Origin of the sequence: Singulisphaera acidiphila DSM 18658, from assembly GCF_000242455.2 — a bacterium.
Taxonomy (GTDB): domain Bacteria; phylum Planctomycetota; class Planctomycetia; order Isosphaerales; family Isosphaeraceae; genus Singulisphaera; species Singulisphaera acidiphila.
Map to the genome: position 1 here is coordinate 1,363,302 of NC_019892.1, position 19,820 is coordinate 1,383,121.

Consider the following 19,820-nt stretch of genomic DNA (forward strand, 5'->3'; position numbering starts at 1 on the left):
AGCCTCCCTGGTGCAATGAGGGGTATGCACAGAGCCCTTCCTCGCACACAAGAAGGCCGCCATGACCAGTTTAACCGATCGGACTCGCGCGCGACTCTCCGTGAAGCAACTTCGCTTGCGGTTGCGGACCAACCGGCGGCGACAGGCTCGCAAGGCGCGGGCCACACGGCGAAGGCTCGAACGAATTCACGAGCAACTCCCCAAGCAGGTCCGCACCGTTCTTGACCCCCTCGAACCCGCCTTCTCGCGGGCGGCCCATCGCCGGTTCATCCTCCTGGCCCTGGCCGCGATCCTGACTCTGGGCGGACGCACGATCAACAACCTGCTCCGTGTCCTGGGCACCCTGGCGCCCGGGCACCCCAGCAGCTATCACCGCGTCTTCTCGCGCGACCGATGGTCGCTCGCCGCCCTGGCTCGCCGCTACATCGCCACGGTCCTCGCCAGTTTCGTGCCGCACGGGCCGATCCTCCTGGCGGGTGACGACACAGTCACCGAGCATCCCGGCCCTCATGTCTACGGTAAGGGACGCCATCGCGACCCGGTTCGCTCGACTCACACCTACACCGCGTTCCGCTGGGGGCATAAGTGGGTCGTCTTGGCCCTGCTCGTCCCCGTCCCCTGGGCCACGCGACGCTGGGCCTTGCCGCTGTTGATCGCGCTGTATCGAACCAAGGAGGATAACGCGAAGTGCGGCCGACGGCACAAAACACCGCCCCAATTGCTCGGCCAGTTGGTTCGTGTCTTGATGCGATGGTTCCCTGATCGGACCCTGGTCGTCACCGCCGACGGCGGCTATGCGACCCACGAGTTGGCGGAACTGGCCGCACGGACCCCGAAGCGGCTGACCCTCGTCAGCTTGTTTTACCCCGATGCCAACCTGGTCGAGCCACCACCGCAATACGCGGGCCTGGGACGTCCTCGGGTTAAGGGAGCGAAGTTGCCCGGCCCGGCGGAAGTCGTCAAGGTGAGCCAGCAACGACAGGCCCTGGAAGTCGCCTGGTACGGCGGCGGCCGACGTCGTGTCGAGACCGTGACGGGGACCGGACTCTGGTACAAGGGAGGACGTCCCCTGGTGAACGTGCGCTGGGTCTTCGTCCACGACCGGGACGGCACGCACCGGGATGGATATTTCTTCACGACCGACGCCACGATGAGCGTCACGTCGCTGATCGAGACCTACACCGCGCGGTGGAACATCGAGACCACCTTCGAGGAAATTCCAGGGCCAGCGCATATCAAACACGCTGTAGTGAAAGGACTTGCGTGAGGTAGTCCGTATTAATCATACAGGACATCATCTTTCCACGTAGGCTATCCTTGTCGGGATGACGCTTCAGCAGCGTCACGGCGAACCGCCGAAGCCAGCTCAAGTTGTTCCCCAAAGTCCGCTCGCGAGTGCGGTGCTCATCTTCGCGAAAGTTCACATCGAGTACCCAGTGCATCGACTCGATACTCCAGTGACCGCGGACCGCTTCGCCGAAACGCTTGCCGCTCAGATAGTGGCTGCTGAGATAGTAACGCACCTCGTCCGACTCCGTCCCATCGGCATGCTGCGTGATTCGCACCGCATAGCCAATTGCCTTGATCCAGGGCCAATCCTTCAGCGGCGCGAAATCAGTCGGCACCTTGACCAGATAATAGGAACGCTCGTCGATGCGGCCGTGCCCGGCATCACGGGTCTCGTCGTATCGATAGTGGAGGTCCTCGAGATCGCGTTCCAGGTGGTCGAGGAAGAACGCTTGGATCGCGGTTGCGAGCTTCGGCTGATTGTCTTTGACGGCGATCACGCAGTCGCCGCCACCGTCAACGATCTGCTCGACAATCGCTTTCTGGCAGCCCATCGCGTCGATCGTGATGAGCGTATCCGTGAGGTCAATCTGCTCGAGAAGTTTTGGGATGGCTGTGATCTCGTTGGACTTGGCGTCGGTGGCCACCTGACCCAGCGCAATGCCCTGCTCGCTGGCCCAGGCGCTGACAATGTGCAGATTGCCAAGACCTTTGGCCGCATCGTGCGATCCGCGACAGGCTTTGCCGTCGATAGCGACGTGTCGGCGGGAGTTCTCAGTGTCGGCGGGGATCGCGTCGCAGATCCAGTCCTGGAAGCAGCGTTGAAAGGCTTCGGGTTTCAGCGCCATGAGCAAGCGTCGGATGCAATCCCGTGAGGGGATGCCGTTGGGCAGGGCCAGATGCAGGGCCAGCCAGGACTCACGATTCTTGGCCCAGCGATGAATGGCGGTAGGGCCATCGCATCCGCAGATGACGGCGCAGACCGCGATGACAGCGATATCGACCATCAAGTGCCGACGATTGCGTGCGTGGCGGGGATCGGAGAGCGATTCGAAATAAGAGCCGATGGAGCCGACATCGACGGGCTTGGCCATGGGAGGCATCCTGGGATCGGTCGGTGTCGGCCTCCGCACACCCGGAGTGCAGTAAGCCGATTCACGAGGACCGATTCAAAGATAACGAGCCACGGTCTGTCGCGCCAGACTACTCAGGCCGCACAGTTATACGCGCTGGCCCTGGAGGAAATTCGCTCTTACCTCCGCATGGAGACGACGCGTGGCTGGAGTCGAGACACGGTCCTGCGCGTGGGTCCCTGCCTGTTCGGACTGTATACCCTGGTGACCTGGCTTTACTCCCGATTGCCGAGACGCGGGTCGCGGGTCGGCGGCGTGGACTGGCCGGGCAAATGTGATGTAACGTTCTCGGATGCGATCACGGCGGTCCGCCGCTGGTTGTGGCTGGAATGGGTTTTGGCGATCCCTGGTGATCGCGTGGTGTTCCAAAAGCTCACGCCCGGATTCCGGCAACTCCTGCTCAACGGCCTTGCCCCCGCGGCCTGAACCCCCGCCAAGTCGCTTGCCACGCTCAAAAGCCCGGTCCGAGACGCCGTCGCAAGGGGTCTCCTCGGATCAGGGTGCGCGCTGGCACGACAAGGTCGTCAAAACGGCAAAAGTCAAACTGAGTGTCTGTTTCGGAAGGTCAGGCTTCACTGGGAAGTGTGTGGCATCCAACGTCGGGATGAGCCTTTATCCACATACTGACAGTTGCGGCATCGCAATCCGGCAAGAGATCGATGACGTCGCTCTTCTCGAAGCCGACAACGATGGTGCCGTATCGCGGTCCTTTACACCAGGCTCAGCCGTCGATGCCGACGAATCGTGGGGCACCCGAGGACCGATGCCCCCGCCTGCTTGACGCGTCGAAGCAACGTATCGGTGCTGGTCGGCACGGCAGTCTTCTCCGCCAGCCTCGCTCCGGCTTCCCCCCCAAGGCCGAGCCGATGGCGAGATGAGCCTGGGCGAGTCGGTTGATCGTGCGAGCATACCTGGTCGCGAAGCCGTGGAGCGGCTCGGCGAAGATGCGGTGCGGGCACCCCGAACTGGGACAGAGAAATCGGCGGCCGGTCATCCTGAGGCGAACACGATGTCCGAAAACGGGTTCCTTGGCGAGACAGCGACAGTAACGGCTGTGCACACGCCAATTCTCGTGACCGCAGGCAGGACAGGATGCGTTCGGATTCGTCGTTGCGATCCCGAGAGCCAAGGCAACACCATCGAAGTCGGTCCTGACCAGGCGACTGCCGATGGGAGCGTGCGGAAGTTGGAACAGGAGTAAAAAAGGCATCCTAATAAGAATAAGAGAGGGGAGCAGTGAATTCAGGCGAAGAGGGGATAACCTGCCTACGCTTGGGAATCATCAAAAGTGCGGGAGAGCCGTCGAAACCCGGGCGGTTCTCGCGGTATGAGTGCTGCTGCCTACTGGAGTGAGCCCCGCACTCTTTTCGTTCTTCTTCGCCTTGTCTGTCAGTCCATCATAAGAGCTTGAGCAGATGAGGGAGGAGACTCACCGGCGACGTACCGAATGTTTTGACCGTCAAAGAAGTAAGTTTCAAAGAAGCAGTCGCTTGTTACGATTCTTCTCATGGCCCCCATGTGATCAAGGTTAGGCCGAATGGCGACCTTCACATACCAGCCACCGGAGGTTGGCGTCACAGACTGGATTAGTCCGCGCCAGCCGGTTTGCCGAAGTTCCGGACGTTTCAGCCATGCGAAGTGGTCGAGGCGTGATGGAGGCGATGCGTCTGCCTTGTTAAGTAGCGTCGCGATCGTGCGCTGAACCTCCAGATCATCCCCGGTGGCCTTCAGATTTGGCTGGATCGAGATACCCTCAAAGGGCTTGTTCTGAAACGCGAGAGTCGCTTTTTTGACAAGCTGCTCTCGAGTAGGCTTGTCTGGGTTTCTATCAGCCAACCTCATCGGCCGACCGGCCAACACGCTGGCCCGTTGCGTTGTTTGCGGACGCCCCACCTTCTTTCGTGGCTTCGCCGCAAAGGCCAAGGTTAGCCCAAGGCCAAGAGATAAGGAAATCGCGAAGAACGATACTTGCTTCGTAATCATAGGTTCCTCCAACTCGCCACTATACCCAAACTCCCAAGTTTGCGGAAGAGAAGGGCTGTCAAAAGCCCGCAGGCGCCGGTGTCCCTAAGTGGCCCAAGTCAACAAGCTCCCAATACAGTCCAGTCGGGTCATTGGGGTTGGTGACTTTTTGTCTACCCCAATGACGCGATGGGCCTTCGGCATACCCCCAGCTCCCATCTTCACGCAAATATTTTAGGCGATTCTTCTGCCAATACGACATGATGAATTGGTTGGGGCCGTAAGTAGCGAATTGCGCAGCATTTTGATCGTACGACTTGCTATCCTGAAGTATGTCGATTGTGAAATTCCACGTGCCAGGAGTTCCTGGAGCCCAGTCGACGAAGTCATCAGCAGGAACAACGCCGCCTTGCTCGTAAAACAGTTTCTCCTCAGCCGTAGTGCTTGCATCCATGATTACCCACTCGCTCCCGCACGTCCATACCGACGAAATGATCGTATGATTTGCTATTCCGAGGGCGACAGGTGCTCCAATTCCAAATGGTTGGAAGGTCTCTGTATCTGGAGGTAAGACATTAACAGCCGTCGTGACTATGTTGTTGGGCGGGGCTCCAGGGTCCGGCATGTATGTGACGTAGCATCCAACGGTTCTGGCTCCAGGATAGGACCAATTGAAAAATACATCATCAGAAGCCGGTCCGAGTTGCGTTAGCGTAGAGTGGATTGGCTCTATTTTGAACCAATCATGAGAGGCAGGGAAGCCGTCTTTGGTGACATCATATTTGACCGTGAACCTCTGCGATTGCCCAACTGGGACGATCACGCGATTGACACTCAGGCTTGTCGCGACGGAAGCTATGGCTACCGGCAGACAAATCGTTGCGGAACATGTCGTGATAATAATGGCAGTTCTTGAAATGCTGTTAATTCGCACTTGTTTTGTTCCTCGGATGGCTCGACATGCAAAGAGCGAGCAACTTAACGGAGCCTTGTGCACTATCATATGAGTGTTAGCAGGCACCAGTATGTAAGTCAACAAAAAACCCAGGCCATACGGTGAATGAACCGATACCCCCTGATTCCTCTGCTTTCGCTGAGCAAGAGCGCGAAGCGTTCTCACGATCATTCGGTTAGGCGGCTCATAACCTTGTCCACGGGCATGAGCCGCTCCTGTCACGGCAGCCTGCTCCTCGAAGCCGAAGGGAACTCAGTCGGCCACGAGTCGTGCCCGCGTCTGCTCGGCCTCCTCAACCGGCGTCATTCCGAAGAGCCGTTTGAACTCCCGGCTGAACTGCGACGAGCTTTCGTACCCGACCGCCCTCGCGGCGATACCCGCGTTATAGCCATCGTGGACCATCAGCCGCCTTGCATGGTCTAAGCGGATTCGCTTGAGGTACTGGAGCGGCGAGTTGGCCGTCACCAGCTTGAAGTGATGGTGGAAGGCCGCGATGCTCATACCCGCCTTCTTGGCCATCTCCTCGGCGCCGAGCGGCTTCGCGTATTCGGCGTGGATGTGCTTCAGGACCCGGGCGATGCGGGCGAAATGGTCATCCCGGCTGGCCAGGGCACGCAGCGAGTTGCCTTGCTCACCGCAAAGCACGCGATAGACGATTTCTCGGACGGTCTGACGGCCGAGTATGCGGCTGTCGAGCGGGGTTTTGAGGCACTCGAGGAGCCGGATAACGGCCCCGCCCAACTCCTCGCTCATTGGGGTCGTCGAGATGCCCCTTGGCGTTGGGCCGACCGGCGGCAAGGACTCGTCCATCTCAAGCAGCATCTCGCCGAGCATCGTCGGCTGGACGTTGATGGCGACGAGGAGTAACGGCTCCTCCGGGCTGGCCTCTGTCTCGCAATCCGCCGGAATTGGCACCGACAGTGTGAGATAATTGAATGCGTCGTAGGAGTAGACCTCGTCGCCGAGATAGGCCCGCTTTCGGCCCTGGCCGAGGACGATGATATTCGGCTGATAGACCATCGGGGCCCTGGGTGATGGCTTTGAGATGCGGGCCACCTCCACGCCCTCGACGAGCGTACGATGCACCCCCTCGTGCACGGCCACCTTATTGAGGAGGCTGGCGAGCCGCTTGTGAGTGTCTAGCTGCCCTTCCATCTTGTCCTCCAGTCTCACTTAGGTTTCCAGAGGATTAAGTTACAAGATTTGTCATTCTGCGAATAGATTCCCCACCCCTGAATAGGATTAGGCAAACCTTTTGGAGGAACGTTCCTTTCCGTCTCCGGGCCGTTGGCCTTTAATTGAATAGCCGGAGGTCGGGATAGGGAAGGGACGGGTAAGACTCCCCGATGCCACGTCGAAGGAGTGGCAAATATTGAAGGCGAATCAGGCCCTGGTTGATTGGCTCGGCACCATCGCCGAGCGGAAGAAGGCAATGCCCGCCCAGGTTGCCCTCGCGTGGCTCCTTGCCTGGAAGCCGTGCATCATATATGCGAACGGGGCAACTTTGGATGGCTGACTCTGACGGTTACGACAGCGACCGCTGTCCCGCTATGTTGGACCGCCGCCACTTCCTTACTGCGGGGTTGGGGTTGGCTGCGACACCATGGTTGACTCGCGTTGCTGTCGGCGTCTCCCTCTCTCAACATCCGGAGGTTCACATGGAAATCAAAAGAATTGGCTCACAGCCTTCCAGCAAAGGGTCAGCCAACTGGTTTACCGGTACGGTCCGCGTCGACCCGCTGTTCCAGGCACACGCTCCGGCACGGGCGGCGGGTGCCAGCGTCACGTTCGAACCCGGGGCTCGCACGGCGTGGCATACTCACCCGCTTGGGCAGACCCTGATCATCACGGCCGGTTGCGGCTGGGTCCAGCGGGAGGGCGGCCCAGTCGAGGAAGTCCATCCCGGCGACGTGGTCTGGTTCCCGCCAGGCGTGAAGCATTGGCATGGAGCCAAGGCGACCACGGCCATGACCCACATCGCTATCCAAGAACAGCTTGATGGTAAGGTCGTTGATTGGCTGGAAAAGGTCAGCGACGAACAGTACCGGGCCAAGTCTGATGCGTCCTGAGTCTCGCTAACCCCGTATGAGGGGGAATCGCGAGTGGGGCCAGCCTATACGCGGTGTTCCTTTGCGAGCACACGGGGCGTGCTTTGCGCTGTGGTTATCCCAATGCTGCGCAACGGCAAAGCGGTCCGCTTACTGGCCCGCTTCACGGACGCGACGCCCTGATCCCCACTCCTGGTGACTCTGGTTTTTTTGGTGTATTTGGAATTATTTATTTAAAATCGGGACGAGAATCACGACCAAGGTCTTGGCCCCGGCGGCACCGACGCCGTTTGTGTGGAGGGGGAAGCGGGCCGCATGCCGGCAGCGTCAGGGGGAGCGGCGTCATCGAATCGTCGGCATGCCTCCGGGGCCCTCTATCTAACTTATGGCTATCGGTAAGCCCAATGGCCCACTAGGATATTAGGGATGGCCTCTCTCCCCTGCCCCTTCGGAGTCACGACGATGATCTCCGCCCTCTTGATCTGCACAGGGTGGCTTGCAGCGGCCCCCGCAATTCTCGCCCACACGGAGGGCGAACTCGCCTCTTATGAGGCGGCCAAGGCGACGGCCGGGCACGATGCCGAGGCCCATATCAAGCTGGCGCTCTGGTGTGAGGCGCACGGTCTTCAGGCGGAGCGGATCAAACATCTGGCGATTGCCGTGATGACCGATCCGAAGAACGCGACGGCGCGGGGGCTGATGGGGTTGGTGGCGTACCAGGGGCGTTGGCAGCGGCCCGAGGCGGTCGGCCGGTCGGTCGAGGCAGATGACGAGTTCAAGGCCAATCTCGATCGCTATCACGAGAGGCGGCTCCAGGCTCCGCAGACGGCGGACGGGCAGTGGAAACTGACGCTCTGGTGCGAGGAGAATGGTTTAAAGAGCCAAGCTCATGCCCACTTGATGGCGGTCACTGCACTGGACCCCACTCGTGTGAACGCCTGGAAACGGCTGGGGTATAAGAAGGTCGACGGGCATTGGACCAGTGCCGGGCAGATCGCTGCCGAGGGGGCCGAGAGCAAGCGGCAGAAAGAGGCCGACGCCCGCTGGAAGCCGGTTCTTGAACGAGCGAGGGGAGATCTTACAGGCAAGAGCCGCCAGGTCGAGGCTGAAGACACCCTGGCTCAAGTGACGGACCCACGCGCGGTGCCGACGATCTGCCGGGTCTTCAGTAAGGGGGAAGCGAATCAGAGCGTCGCGGTCCGGCTCCTCGGCCAGATCGATTCGGCAGGGGCATCGCATGCCTTGGCGGTGCTCGCGGTCGGGAGCCGATTCGCCGAGGTGCGTCGGGCGGCGGCCGAGACCCTTGTGAGACGCGACCCGCGTGACTTCGCCGGATGGCTCGCCGACCTCTTGCGGAAACCGGTCAAGTACGAAGTCCGGCCCGTTGGCGGCCCGGGCTCGCCGGGTGAGCTCTTTGTCGAAGGAGTCCAGTTCAACGTCAAGCGGCTCTACAGTTCCCCGGCCGGCCCGACACTCCAACCTGGCGATCAACTCGGCTTTGGCGACTCGGGATTGCCCGTCGCCACTCGTTTTCTCGGGTTTACCCGAACAGAGCCAATGTCGCTAGAGAAGGCCCGGTCGTTCATGGGGATGGAGGCTGCCTCCGATCTCAAGCAGTCCTTGGCGTTCATCCCAAGTCATCGCTTTGGCGCCGAGGAAACCCGACGCCTTCAGCAATTGTTTGAGAACGTGGGCAAGAATGAGAATGAGCAGTTCATACCGATCCTTAACGGTAACATCGCCCGTGCCCCCACCGCGGATCGCGAAACTGTAGCTTTGGTCATGCCGCGCATGGCTCTGATTCCGGTGGGCGAGATGGCACTCGAAGCGCAGGCTGCGGCTCAACTGGCCGAGCGAAAGCTTGAGAGTGACGTCGCCTCGATCAAGCAGTACAACGCGCCGATCGTTCAGCTCAATGATCGAGTCGTCTCGATTCTCAGAAACGTCGCTGGGGGCGATCTTGGCGAGGATCCTGAGAACTGGAAGAAATGGGCCGTCGACCTTCGTGGTTACGCCTACGTTCCCCAGAAAGCCTCGCAAGAAACCCCGACGATCACGGAACAGGTGCCCCTGGATTTCCAACCGCAAGCGGCTCCGATCATCGCGAATGGTGTCCCGGTTGGTGCCGTTCGGTTGGGACACTCCTGTTTCGGGAGTGGAACACTGGTCTCAACCCTGGCCGGATCTCGGCCCATCGAGAGCCTGCTGGCCGGCGACCAGGTTCTCGCTCAAGACACGACGACCGGCCGGCTTAGCTACCAGCCGATCGTAGCAGTTTTCCACAACCCGCCCAATCAGACGCTCCGGGTTGACCTGGGCGATGAGTCGATCGTCGTGACCGGGATCCATCGCTTCTGGAAGGCGGGCCGTGGCTGGACGATGGCTCGTGAGTTGAAGCCCGGCGATACTGTGCGCACCCTCGACGGTCGGGCCACGGTTCGATCAGTGAACACCGATCAGATCCAGCCGGTTTTCAACCTGCAAGTGGCCGAAGGGCAGTCTTTCTTCGTGGGGCGGGCCGGAACCTTGGTTCACGACAACAGCCTGATCGAGACGGTGACTGACCCGTTCGACGCCGCTCCCGAGTTCAAGGCCGTGGCTCGCAAGGACTGATGAGCCTCGTTACGACTGGCCGAGCGTCACCCGAATCTCGACGGTGCGACCGCCCCGGAGTACGGTGACCTTGGCCACCTGGCCGGGGGCGTGAGACTCGACCTCGGTCAGCAACTCGTCGACGTTGTGGACCGGCTTGCCGTCGATCGCCACCAGGATATCGGCCGATTCGGGGTCGAGTTTGCGGACCAAAGCCCCACCGTAGCGAACGACTTTTACCTGGATCGGATGGATCCCGGCTCGTTCGGCGGGACCATCCTCGACGAGTCCGAGGACGACCAGGCCCTCGTTGGTCGTGAAGACGCGAGTGATCCCGAGGTCGGCGCGGATTACCCGGCCGTGCTCGATCAGCGGCTTGATGATTCGTGCGATCGCATTGATCGGTACCGCGAAGCTGATCCCGGCCGATTGCCCGACCTGGCTCATGATCGCTGTGTTCATGCCGATCACCTGCCCGCGTGTGTTCAAGAGCGGTCCCCCCGAATTGCCGGGGTTAATTGCCGCGTCGGTCTGAATGATCCCCTTGATCATCCGCCCGTTCTTGGCTTGCAAGGACCGGTCGAGGCTACTGATGATCCCCGTGGTGAGTGTCCGCTCGAGTCCGAACGGGTTGCCGAGTGCGAGGATTTTCTGCCCCACGAGCAGGCCCGATGAGTCGCCCAGGGCCACCGGGTAAAGGTCGGCGGCCTTGGCCTGGATCTTCACGATCGCCACATCGTTTGACGCGTCGGCGCCGATCACGCGGGCCTCGTGCGTGGTGCCGTCGTAGAGGGTCACCTGAACCGACTCGGCGTCCTCGACGACATGGTAGTTGGTCAGGATATGTCCCTGAGTGTCGATGACGAACCCGGAGCCGGTGCCGCTCGACGTCTCGTCGCCGAAGATCCCGGTTGCCTCGGATGCCGTCGTGATGTTGACGACACTACGATTGACCCCTTGATAGACTCGGATGTTGATCTGCTCGTCCGCATCGGCATTCTTGAGCAGTTCGGGCGGGATGGTGAGTGAGGGGACAGCGGGCAACTGGTAATCCCCGGGGCGGGCGGGCTTCGGTGTGACCGGTACCTCGAGTCGACGAAAGCCGGGGATTTGATTGACGGCGGGTTGTCGCTGCGCTCCGAGTCGTCCACCGAAGAGCAGAGCCACCATGGCCAGCGTCATCGTCGCCGTCAAAAGGTGCGCTGAGATCGACTTCCAGTTTGCCATTTCGCCTCCCGCCCACACATTCCATGCCCAAAACACGAGCCAAAAGGGGGCCTCGCGTCCACCTCTTCTTTTCGGAATCCTCAATTCTATTCTAACGGGTTGTCTCCTCAACATTGAGACCGAAACCAGAGGCCGGCCTGCCAGAGTCAGAGAGAACGACGATTTCATGCCGCTTGCCGATCGGGACGTCCTTTTTCTCGACGTCGCCCCGCCGGGCAAGAGGCTGGACGGCCCCCGTCTCGCGCGACACAATGTGCAGGCCAGGCCAATCCGCTGGAGTTGCTCTACCAGAGATTCCTTTTCCGTGAAATTCGCAGCCAACGGTCGAATCCGGCCGGGGACCGGGTGTCCTCGCCCGCTTCGCCCACCGATCAGGAGCCGTCGCCGATGTCGCATCGCAACCCGCCGCGCACCAGGCTCGCCCGTTGGGCGGGGCTCGGGGTCTGGGCACTCATGCTCAGCGGCCCCCTCGTCGGCTTTGCCCAGGTCAGTCCGGTAGAATCGGCCCGCAAGCTCAAGCCGGCCGAAGGACTGGAGGCGACCCTCTGGGCGTCCGAGCCCTTGGTCAACAACCCGACCAATATGGATGTCGATTCGCGCGGCCGGGTCTGGGTCACCGAAGGACTCAATTACCGTCTCCACCGCGCTCGCAATACCGGCCTGAAGAAAATCGACGAGGCCGATCGAATCAAGATCCTCGAAGATACCGATGGCGATGGTAAGGCCGATAAAGTCACCGTCTTCGCCGATCATATCTACCCGGTGCCCATGGGCTTAGCCGTGGAAGAGCACTATGGGAAAGACGGCAAGTACAAGGGGTGCAAGGTCTACATCGGCAACAGCCCCGACCTGCTCGTGCTCGAAGATACCGATGGCGATGACAAGGCCGACAAACGCTATCCGCTTCTGACCGGGTTCGGCGGTGTGGACTCCGACCACGGTGTCCACGGGATGGTGCTCGGCCTCGACGGCAAACTTTACTTCACCCACGGTGACGGCTGCTGCTCGGTCCAACAAGACCATACCGAGAGGCCCCAGAACTTCGACGTCGTCGACAAGAGCGGTCGCCACGTCTCGAGCGACCAGCTTGCGAATACTCTCCGCGTGAACCGCGACGGCACCCAGTTCGAGGTCCTTGCCGATCGCCAGCGCAACAACTACGAAACCAGCCTGAACGCGTTCGGCAACATCTTCACCAGCGACAACGACGACGACGGCAACCGTGGCAGTCGGGTGATCTGGGTGATGGACGGCGGCCAGTATGGCTACCGGACCCCGGGAAGCCCTCGGCACTGGGGCGAGGAAGTGCCCGGCACTGTGCCGAAGCTGGTCGGCACCGGGAACGGCAGCCCTTGCGGGATCATGGTCTACGAAGGAAAACTCTTCCCCAAGGAATACGAAGGGGCCGTCCTCGAAGCCGACGCCGGCACGCGACAGATCAACTTCTTCCCGTTGAGCCGCCATGGCGCTTCGTTTCGTACGGAGTACAAGGTCTTCCTCGGCAGCGATGACCCCTGGTTCCGCCCCGTCGACATGACGGCCGCCCCCGACGGTTCGGTCTTCGTTGCCGACTGGTACGACGCCGGAGTCGGCGGGCACGCGTTCAAGGATCAGGATACAGGGCGGATCTATCGCGTCAGGCCGATCGGTGCCAAGGCGAAGGCCGCCAAGCCTGATTTCGGGACCGTGCATGGCCTGATCGAAGCCCTCAAGTCCCCCGTGGTCGCGGCCCAGGACGCCGCCCGTCGCGGACTTATCGAGTACGCCAAGGCCGGCGACCCGAACGCCAAGCCGGTCGATCCCAACAAGCCCGAAGGCGCGAAGCAGCTTGACCCGAAACAAGAGGCCGTCACGGCTCTCGTGAACCTGTTCTCGGCTGGCCAGCCGTTCGAGCGTGCCCGCGCCCTCTGGGTGCTTCACGCGATCGTCGGAGACAAGGCGGCCGAGGACGCGTTGAAGGACCGCGACCCGCGAATCCGTGAACAGGCGGTCCGGATCCTGGGCCGTGACGATCGCGACAACGGCCGCGTCGAGTACAAGGACCAGGCGGCGAAGCTCCCTGCTCCTGCCTCGGCACATCTCGAGGCACTCTTGCCGTTGGCGGCTGACCCCGACGCCGGGGTGCGTCGTGAACTGATTCTCGCGTTGCGGAACCTGCCGACGGGCCAGGTTGGCGACGCGCTCAAAACTTTGGCGCGAACCTGGGATGGTCAGGACCGCTGGTACCTCGAAGCGCTCGGGCTGGCCCTGGGAGGGCGCGATCAAGCCTTCCTCGAGAGCCTGTTCGATGGCACCCTGTACGGCGACCTCACTTCCGACGACACGAGGCAAGTGGCGCTCCCCCCTTATTTCCCGGTCGACCGCAATGAGGCCTATCTCGTGGCCGGCACGAAGGACCTTCCCGCCTCGGCTTTGAGCAAGACGCTTGGACTCGCCTGGCGGATCCATCAGCCGGCGGTCCTTCCCTTGCTTGCCCGGATCTCTCCCAAGCTGGACAGCCCCGAGTTGCAGCAGGCGGCCGACGACGTCGTAATGCAGATCAACGACCCTGCCGGGGCCGAGGCGTTGGCCAGCTTGGCGGCCGAGTCCAACGACTCAATTCGCAAGCGGCAGGTCTTGGAGTTGCTCGGGCGCAAGCTCGGGGGGAACTGGGCGGCTGCGCGAGCGAACCCGAAGGTCCTGCAAGTCATCCAAACCGCGCTGGGCGATCCTTTGACGCGGCCGTCGGCGATGCAGGCGGCTGCCGCGACCGGTGACGGCCGGTTCGCCGATGAGATCAAGAGCCAGGCGCGGAATCCGAAGGCGTCGGACGAAGTCCGGGTGGCTGCGGTCGAGGCCCTCGGCCAGCTCAATCCGCCTCGCGTCGGCGAGTTCTTCGACGAGCTGATCGCCGAGACCAAAGGGAAGAACCATTCCAACAGTTCGGCCGAGGCGGCCGTCCGGACCCTGCCGAAACTGGGCGATGCGAACCGGCGGCTCGCCGACCTGATCGTGGCCAACGATTATCCCCTCGGCCTGCGCCGCGAAGCGCTCCGCACGTTTGCCCGGACCAGCGAAGGGGGCCGGCGCGTTCTGGCTTTGGCCCGTGAGGACAAGCTTCCCGCTGACCTCAAAACCGAGGCCACGACCGTCGTCAATTCCCACGTCGACGGCAAGATCCGTGACGAGGCGTCGAAGATCCTGCCGCTCCCCAAGACCAAGTCCGGCCGGCCCCTCCCCCCGTTCGGGGACCTGATCCGTCGCGATGGCCGGGCCGACCGTGGTCGTGACGTCTTCTTCCGGGGCCAAGAGGGGAATGGGCTGGTCAGTTGCGGTGGCTGCCATCGCGTGCAAGGTCGCGGGGATTGGGTTGGGCCCGACCTCTCGACGATCGGCACCAAGTACGGCAAGGACGAGCTACTGCGTTCGATTCTCAACCCGAGCGCGGCGATCGGCTACAACTACAAGACGGCGGTGGTCGCGACCAAGGACGGCCAGGTCTTCACCGGCCTCCCTGTCGAGGATGGTCCGGATCGTCTCGTTCTCAAAACGGCCGAAGCGAAGCGGATCTCAATCCGCCCCGGCGACATCGACGATCGCTCCAGCAGCGACGTCTCCTTGATGCCGGAAGGTTTGGCCGAGACGATGGGGGATCAGGATCTGGTCGACTTGCTCGCCTTTCTCACCACCTTGCGGCAGCCGGTGAGCATCGTGGGCCAGTACCAGGTGATCGGCCCCTTGGCCGACACGAACAGCGGTTCCCCTGCGTTCGATCCCAACGTGAAGATCAACCTCAGAGAAACGGTGACCGGCCCCGACGGCCGCAAGCTCTCCTGGCGCCGGCTCGATGCCAACGCCGAAGGACGTGCCGACCTGTCGACGCTTGCCGGCGACGATCCCAAGCAGGTGGTCTACCTGCACGCTCCGGTCGGTTCGCCGGTCGAGCAGGATGCCCAGCTTGTGCTCGAAACCAAGGGCGATCTCAAGGTCTGGTTCAACGGCAAGGAACTGGAGCTTCCCAAGGCCCAGGAGAATCAGCCTCGATCCGTCTTCGTCCGGATTCCCAAAGGCGCGAGTGACCTCTTGATTCGCACGGCGGGCAATCCGAACGCTGCCCTGGTGACAACGCTCGTCGCCGATCGGCCGGTCGAGTTCAGCGCGGAGGAGTCGAGGCCCTCGACGCGTTGATCAGGGGATATTGGGTCGGTTCTTTTCGGCCGGTGCCTTCGTTCTCAAAAGGCGGAGGCACCGGCGCTGACGAACTGGAGTCGATGCGGTTGCGTTTCCTTTTGCTCGCGGCCCGGCATGGTATCTTTTGAGATCATTGAGAAGGTTTCATCCCCTCCCACGGCCGCCTTCGGAAGACGATCTTGAACGAGCCGACCAACGCCCATTCGCCCCGTGTCGCCGTCGCGATCCCTTGCTACAACGAGGCTGCGGCGATTGCCACGGTCATCACCCAGTGGCGTGCGGCTCTTCCCGATGCCGAGATGATCGTCTTCGACAACAACTCGAGCGACGGCACGGGCGACATTGCACGTGGCCTTGGCGTGCGCGTTGTCGATGTGCGCGACCAAGGAAAGGGATATGCCGTCCAGGCGTTGTTCCATCATCTTCAAGACCGTGACGCGGTCGTCATGATCGATGGCGACGGCACCTATCCGGCCGATGAGGTCGGTCGGCTGCTCGGACCGATCCTCGACGGCACGGCCGACATGGCCGTCGGCGCACGAATTCCGGTCGCCGAGCCGGGGGCGATGACGCCGCTCCGAGGCCTGGGCAACGTCTTGATTCGAGGGGCCTTCCGGGTCCTGATCGGCCGTGGTCCCGGCGACCTGCTCTCGGGATACCGGGTCTTCGGCCGTCGGTTCCTTCAGTCCGTTTCGCTTCGCTCCGAAGGGTTCGAGATCGAGACCGAACTGGCCAGTGAGGCGGTGGCCCGCCAGATGCGCACGGTGGAGGTTCCCGTTCCGTATCACCCTCGAATCGCCGGGACGGCTAGCAAGCTCAAGGTCTTCCGCGACGGCTGGCGGATCCTGAAAACGATCGTTCGCCAGAGCCTGCGTCTTCGCCCTTGGCGGCCCTTGCTGATCGTGATCCTGCTCGGCACTCTTACCGCCTCGATCATCATCCTTTTGTCGAAGGGCATGGCCCGACACTGAGTTGCCGTCCCTTTTGCTCAAACCTGTCTTCTCGAGGGTTGTGCCCACTAGAAGGCAGGTGTTTGTTGTGCATGTGGTCTGATCGTTATTTTTTTGTGTCTCAGGCTTCGGCGCGATTGCCGAGTGTGCCGAGTGCTTGTTTGAGGGCTTCCCAGGTCACCGGCTTCTCCAGGTAGCCATTGACGCCGGCCTCGCCGATCCGGTGCTGGTTGACCAGGGTGACGTCGCCGGTGAGTGCGAAGATCGGCAAGCCTTGATGCTGGGCGTCGGCTCGGAGGGCCAGGGTGGCCTCGATGCCATCCATAAGGGGCATGTTCACGTCCATGAGGACTGCAAGCAGGCGTTCCTGCTTGGCGACTGCGAGCACGTCGCGACCGTTGCTCGCCTCGAGGACGCGATAGCCCATGCGGCGGAGCACTCGGGCGAGGGTCTGCCGGCTGTCGACGTGGTCCTCGGCCACCAGGATCGCGCCGAAGGGGGAAGCGGGAGACTCGAAGCTATTGTCGTAGTCGGAGGCGGGCTGGTTCAAGGTCAGGGCGGAGCTGGGTAAGACCAGGGTGAATGTGCTGCCGACTCCGGCGGTGCTCCTGAGAGTGATCTCCCCCTTCAGGAGGCTCGCCAGGCGTCGGCAGATCGCCAGGCCGAGTCCGGTTCCTCCCTCGGCCCGCTGGGGGTTATCGAGGATTGCGAACTCGTCGAAGATCCGCCCCTGATCGCTCAGCCGGATCCCGATCCCCGAGTCTTCGACGGCGATCCGGATCTGGTCGTCCGTGAGTACGCCGTAGATTCGGATGTGGCCCTTCTCGGTGTACCGCAAGGCATTGGAGAGGAGGTTGCTGAGAATCTGCTTGAGCTTTGATCGGTCGGTTTCGAGGCTATGACCGGCCAGCGAGCCGGGCTCGAGCTGGACCTTGAGTCCCTTGACCCGGGCCTGCGGTTCGATGCTGGCCACACACTCGGCGAGGACCTGCTCGAGCGGGAACCGAGAGATCTCGGCTGGCAAGGCGCCCGCGTCGATCTTGCTCAGGTTGAGCAGGTCTCCGAGCAGGTCGAGGACGTTGCGGACCGAGTGGCGGATGGTCCGCAGACAGGTCTGGACCTCGGCATCGGCGCCGCCGTCGAAATGGATCTCGAGCAGTTGGGCCGCCAGGACGACCGCGTTGAGCGGCGTGCGCGCATCGTGCGAGAGCGCGGAGACGAGGCGGGTCTTGTGCCTTGAGCCCTCTTCCGCCAGCTCGCGCTGTTGCTCCAGCGACGTTTCGAGGTTGATCCGTTCGGTGATATCGAGGCAGGAACCGAGGTAGCCGAGGAACGTCCCTTGCGCATCGGCGTACGGCGTGCCTCGGTCGCTGATCCAGCGGAACTGACCGTCGCTTCGTCGGAGCCGGTAGGTCACCTCGAACGGTTCGCGGCGGGCGAACGCTTCACGGTAACTGTTCTGAAAGAGTTCCAGGTCGTCAGGGTGGACCGCACTTGCCCAGTGCTCGCCAAGGTCAAGGTGGGAGCCGCAACCCCCCCGGAAGTCGAGCCAGGTTTGATTGACGTAGTCGCATTGGCCCTCGACATCGGTCCGCCAGATCATGACCGGCGACTTCTCGGCGATGGTCCGGAACTGCGCCTCCGAGGTCGCCAGCCGGGCTTCGAGCCGCTTGCGCTCGGTGATGTCTCGGAAGGCCTGGGCGACGCCCACGATCCGCCCGCTGCTAATGATCGGCGAGGCCGTATACGCCACGAAAAACTTCGAGCCGTCCTTGCGGACGAAGACCTCATCTCCCTGCGCGGTCAGGCCCGTGTGGAGCACGCCGAGAATGGGATGCTCCTCGGCCGGATCCCGCGTGCGATCGGGGCGTTCGTCGTGGATGGTTTCATGGATGTTCTTGCCCAGCAATTCCTCGCCGGTCCACCCGAGCATCTGGAGCGCGGCCGGATTGACGAAGGTGATGCGTCCATTGAGATCGAAGGTGCTGAGGCCTTCGGCCAAGGTCTCGGTGATCGTGCGGGAGAAGTCGCGTTCGCGGCGGAGTTGCTCTTCGGCGAGTCGGCGCCCGGTGATGTCCTGGACGACCGCGACCGCACCCAGGATTGCGCCGACCGCATCGGTCAGGGGGGCCGACTTGATCGAGACGGTCCGTGCCTCGCCTTGAATGACCCAGATCAGCTCCTCTTGCGATGCCGACTCACCGTGGAGAGCACGGAGGATCGACAGTTCCTCGAGGGGGAACGGAGTGCCATCGGGGCGGAGGATCTGGTTTTCCGACCCAAGCTGATACACGTTCGTCCGACCGACGTCCGCTTTCTGAGCGAAAATGGAGAGCCGTTCGGCCTCTTCGTTGACGCCGATAACTGTTCCTTCGGCGTCGACCACCCAGACCGCGAGCGGGAGGCTGTTGAGGATCGTTCGGAGCTTTGACTTCTCCAGTTTCGCGGCGATCCAGGCGTCCTCGATCGCGTTCTGGCGTTTTTTGACCTCGGACAACGCCTTCTGCGTTTCCGCTCGGCTCGCTTCCTGGAACTGGCGGACCGACACGGAGGTCGCCTCATCCAGGACCTCGTTGATCGACTCGAACGCGGCGTTGAGCTGCGCGAGGTTCCACTGGTGCTGGTGGGCGAACTCGAGGGTGGCCCGAGTCAGCGCTGTGCGTAGGTGCCCGAACTCGACGACCACCTCGGCGATGTTGTAACCACGAGACCAGCGGTCGGTCCCGTGCAACTTCCCTTCGACGGTGAGGTTGGAGGGGCGACCCCGAAGCCGATCCCCTAAGCGTTCGAGCAGGTCCGGAATATGATCGTTGAACTCGGCACGCGACAGTCGTCCGACCTCGGGGGCATCGCCGTCGCGCTCAACGGTGGCCCGCCAGACGGCGAGAATCGCTTCGCTTTGTTCGTCAATATGATCCGCCAACATGGCGGGCTCGCTCATGGCTGATGGTCTCTCCACAACAACAGCCTTTGCTGGCGTTACCGAAGGGCCCCGTCGCCCATCCTGCCCACTTCACCGATTTGCTGCTCGATTCGCTTCAGACCGGAGGTGAGGGGGAGTCTTCGGAGGGACGCCTACCCTTGTCAGTATCGGCCAGCGGCTCGAGTACTGTCAAGCGAACAAGAGGCCGGATCCATAAAGACCAAACCGTTGTGAGCATTGAGGCTTCCCACGGCTCACGCACTCTGGGATTTTTCGGTGGAGTTCACCGTGGGATCGGAGTTGCCCGACCTCGACTAGATTTCGGTCGGACGCGGGGCGTGATGTTCGGGGAGCGGGCTCGAGCCCTGTCATGAACCGGATCTCCCGAGTGGGAGTGTCCTCAGGCAAGGCTTGGATTTTATGAGAATTTCCTGATTTTTCTCGCTTGGACCGGAGGCCTTCGCTGCCCCGGAAGGGTCTGGGATTCCTGCTGATTCCCTTTGAATCATGGGCTTGGACCGCGTTAGAATGTGGCGCTCCCCCCCTGGTTCCTCATTTGAGAGCAGAGCTCGC

General features: G+C 62.0%; 12 protein-coding genes and 1 pseudogene. 7 read left to right on the forward strand and 6 right to left on the reverse strand.

What is annotated here, in order from left to right:
* Positions 1-61: 61 nt before the first annotated feature.
* Positions 62-1,267 carry an IS701 family transposase gene (locus SINAC_RS05310; protein ID WP_244884932.1) on the forward strand — a complete coding sequence of 402 codons (1,206 nt, stop codon included), beginning with the start codon at positions 62-64 and terminating at the stop codon, positions 1,265-1,267.
* Here the strand turns inward: SINAC_RS05310 and SINAC_RS05315 are convergent.
* The gene (locus SINAC_RS05315; protein WP_015243931.1) at positions 1,236-2,381 is read right to left on the reverse strand and encodes an ISAs1 family transposase; all 1,146 of its coding nucleotides are present in this window, start codon (positions 2,379-2,381) and stop codon (positions 1,236-1,238) included. The genes SINAC_RS05310 and SINAC_RS05315 overlap by 32 nt on opposite strands.
* Before the next feature lie 168 nt (positions 2,382-2,549).
* Between SINAC_RS05315 and SINAC_RS05320 the strand changes: the two genes are divergently transcribed.
* Positions 2,550-2,846, forward strand: coding sequence for a hypothetical protein (locus tag SINAC_RS05320; protein ID WP_020466419.1), 297 nt, complete (start codon positions 2,550-2,552; stop codon positions 2,844-2,846).
* Between the two features lie 963 nt (positions 2,847-3,809).
* Here SINAC_RS05320 and SINAC_RS05330 read toward each other — a convergent pair.
* The 3 genes from SINAC_RS05330 to SINAC_RS05340 all read right to left on the reverse strand — a co-directional run bounded on the left by SINAC_RS05330 (position 3,810) and on the right by SINAC_RS05340 (position 6,492).
* Positions 3,810-4,403, reverse strand: a complete 594-nt coding sequence (locus SINAC_RS05330) for a hypothetical protein (protein WP_015244660.1) — start codon at positions 4,401-4,403, stop codon at positions 3,810-3,812.
* 58 nt (positions 4,404-4,461) lie between these two features.
* Positions 4,462-4,836, reverse strand: coding sequence for a hypothetical protein (locus SINAC_RS05335; RefSeq protein ID WP_020465863.1), 375 nt, complete (start codon positions 4,834-4,836; stop codon positions 4,462-4,464).
* 753 nt (positions 4,837-5,589) lie between these two features.
* Entirely contained in the window at positions 5,590-6,492 is a 903-nt protein-coding gene (locus tag SINAC_RS05340; RefSeq protein ID WP_015244662.1) for an AraC family transcriptional regulator, read from the reverse strand.
* Between the two features lie 211 nt (positions 6,493-6,703).
* On the opposite strand from SINAC_RS05340, the pseudogene SINAC_RS41775 reads away from it, so the two are divergent.
* The 3 genes and pseudogenes from SINAC_RS41775 to SINAC_RS05350 all read left to right on the forward strand — a co-directional run.
* Positions 6,704-6,841 (forward strand): annotated as a pseudogene (locus SINAC_RS41775) (aldo/keto reductase); the annotation flags it as partial.
* Between the two features lie 154 nt (positions 6,842-6,995).
* Entirely contained in the window at positions 6,996-7,406 is a 411-nt protein-coding gene (locus SINAC_RS05345; protein ID WP_015244663.1) for a (R)-mandelonitrile lyase, read from the forward strand.
* Between the two features lie 405 nt (positions 7,407-7,811).
* Positions 7,812-9,998, forward strand: a complete 2,187-nt coding sequence (locus SINAC_RS05350; RefSeq protein ID WP_015244664.1) for a polymorphic toxin-type HINT domain-containing protein — start codon at positions 7,812-7,814, stop codon at positions 9,996-9,998.
* Positions 9,999-10,007: 9 nt separating this feature from the next.
* On the opposite strand, the gene SINAC_RS05355 is transcribed toward SINAC_RS05350, so the two are convergent.
* Positions 10,008-11,204: a S1C family serine protease gene (locus SINAC_RS05355; protein ID WP_015244665.1), complete on the reverse strand. Its 1,197-nt coding sequence runs from the start codon at positions 11,202-11,204 to the stop codon at positions 10,008-10,010.
* A 387-nt stretch (positions 11,205-11,591) separates the two neighbouring features.
* Between SINAC_RS05355 and SINAC_RS05360 the strand changes: the two genes are divergently transcribed.
* Together SINAC_RS05360 and SINAC_RS05365 are read left to right on the forward strand one after the other, a co-directional pair.
* Positions 11,592-15,371 (forward strand): PVC-type heme-binding CxxCH protein, encoded by a 3,780-nt coding sequence (locus SINAC_RS05360; RefSeq protein ID WP_015244666.1) that lies wholly within the window; start codon positions 11,592-11,594, stop codon positions 15,369-15,371.
* Positions 15,372-15,553: 182 nt separating this feature from the next.
* On the forward strand, positions 15,554-16,345 hold the full coding sequence (locus tag SINAC_RS05365) for a glycosyltransferase (RefSeq protein WP_015244667.1): 792 nt from the start codon (positions 15,554-15,556) through the stop codon (positions 16,343-16,345).
* 100 nt (positions 16,346-16,445) lie between these two features.
* Here the strand turns inward: SINAC_RS05365 and SINAC_RS05370 are convergent, their stop codons facing one another.
* Complete coding sequence (locus tag SINAC_RS05370) at positions 16,446-19,265, reverse strand: PAS domain S-box protein (RefSeq protein WP_015244668.1); 2,820 nt, start codon at positions 19,263-19,265, stop codon at positions 16,446-16,448.
* Positions 19,266-19,820: the final 555 nt, after the last annotated feature.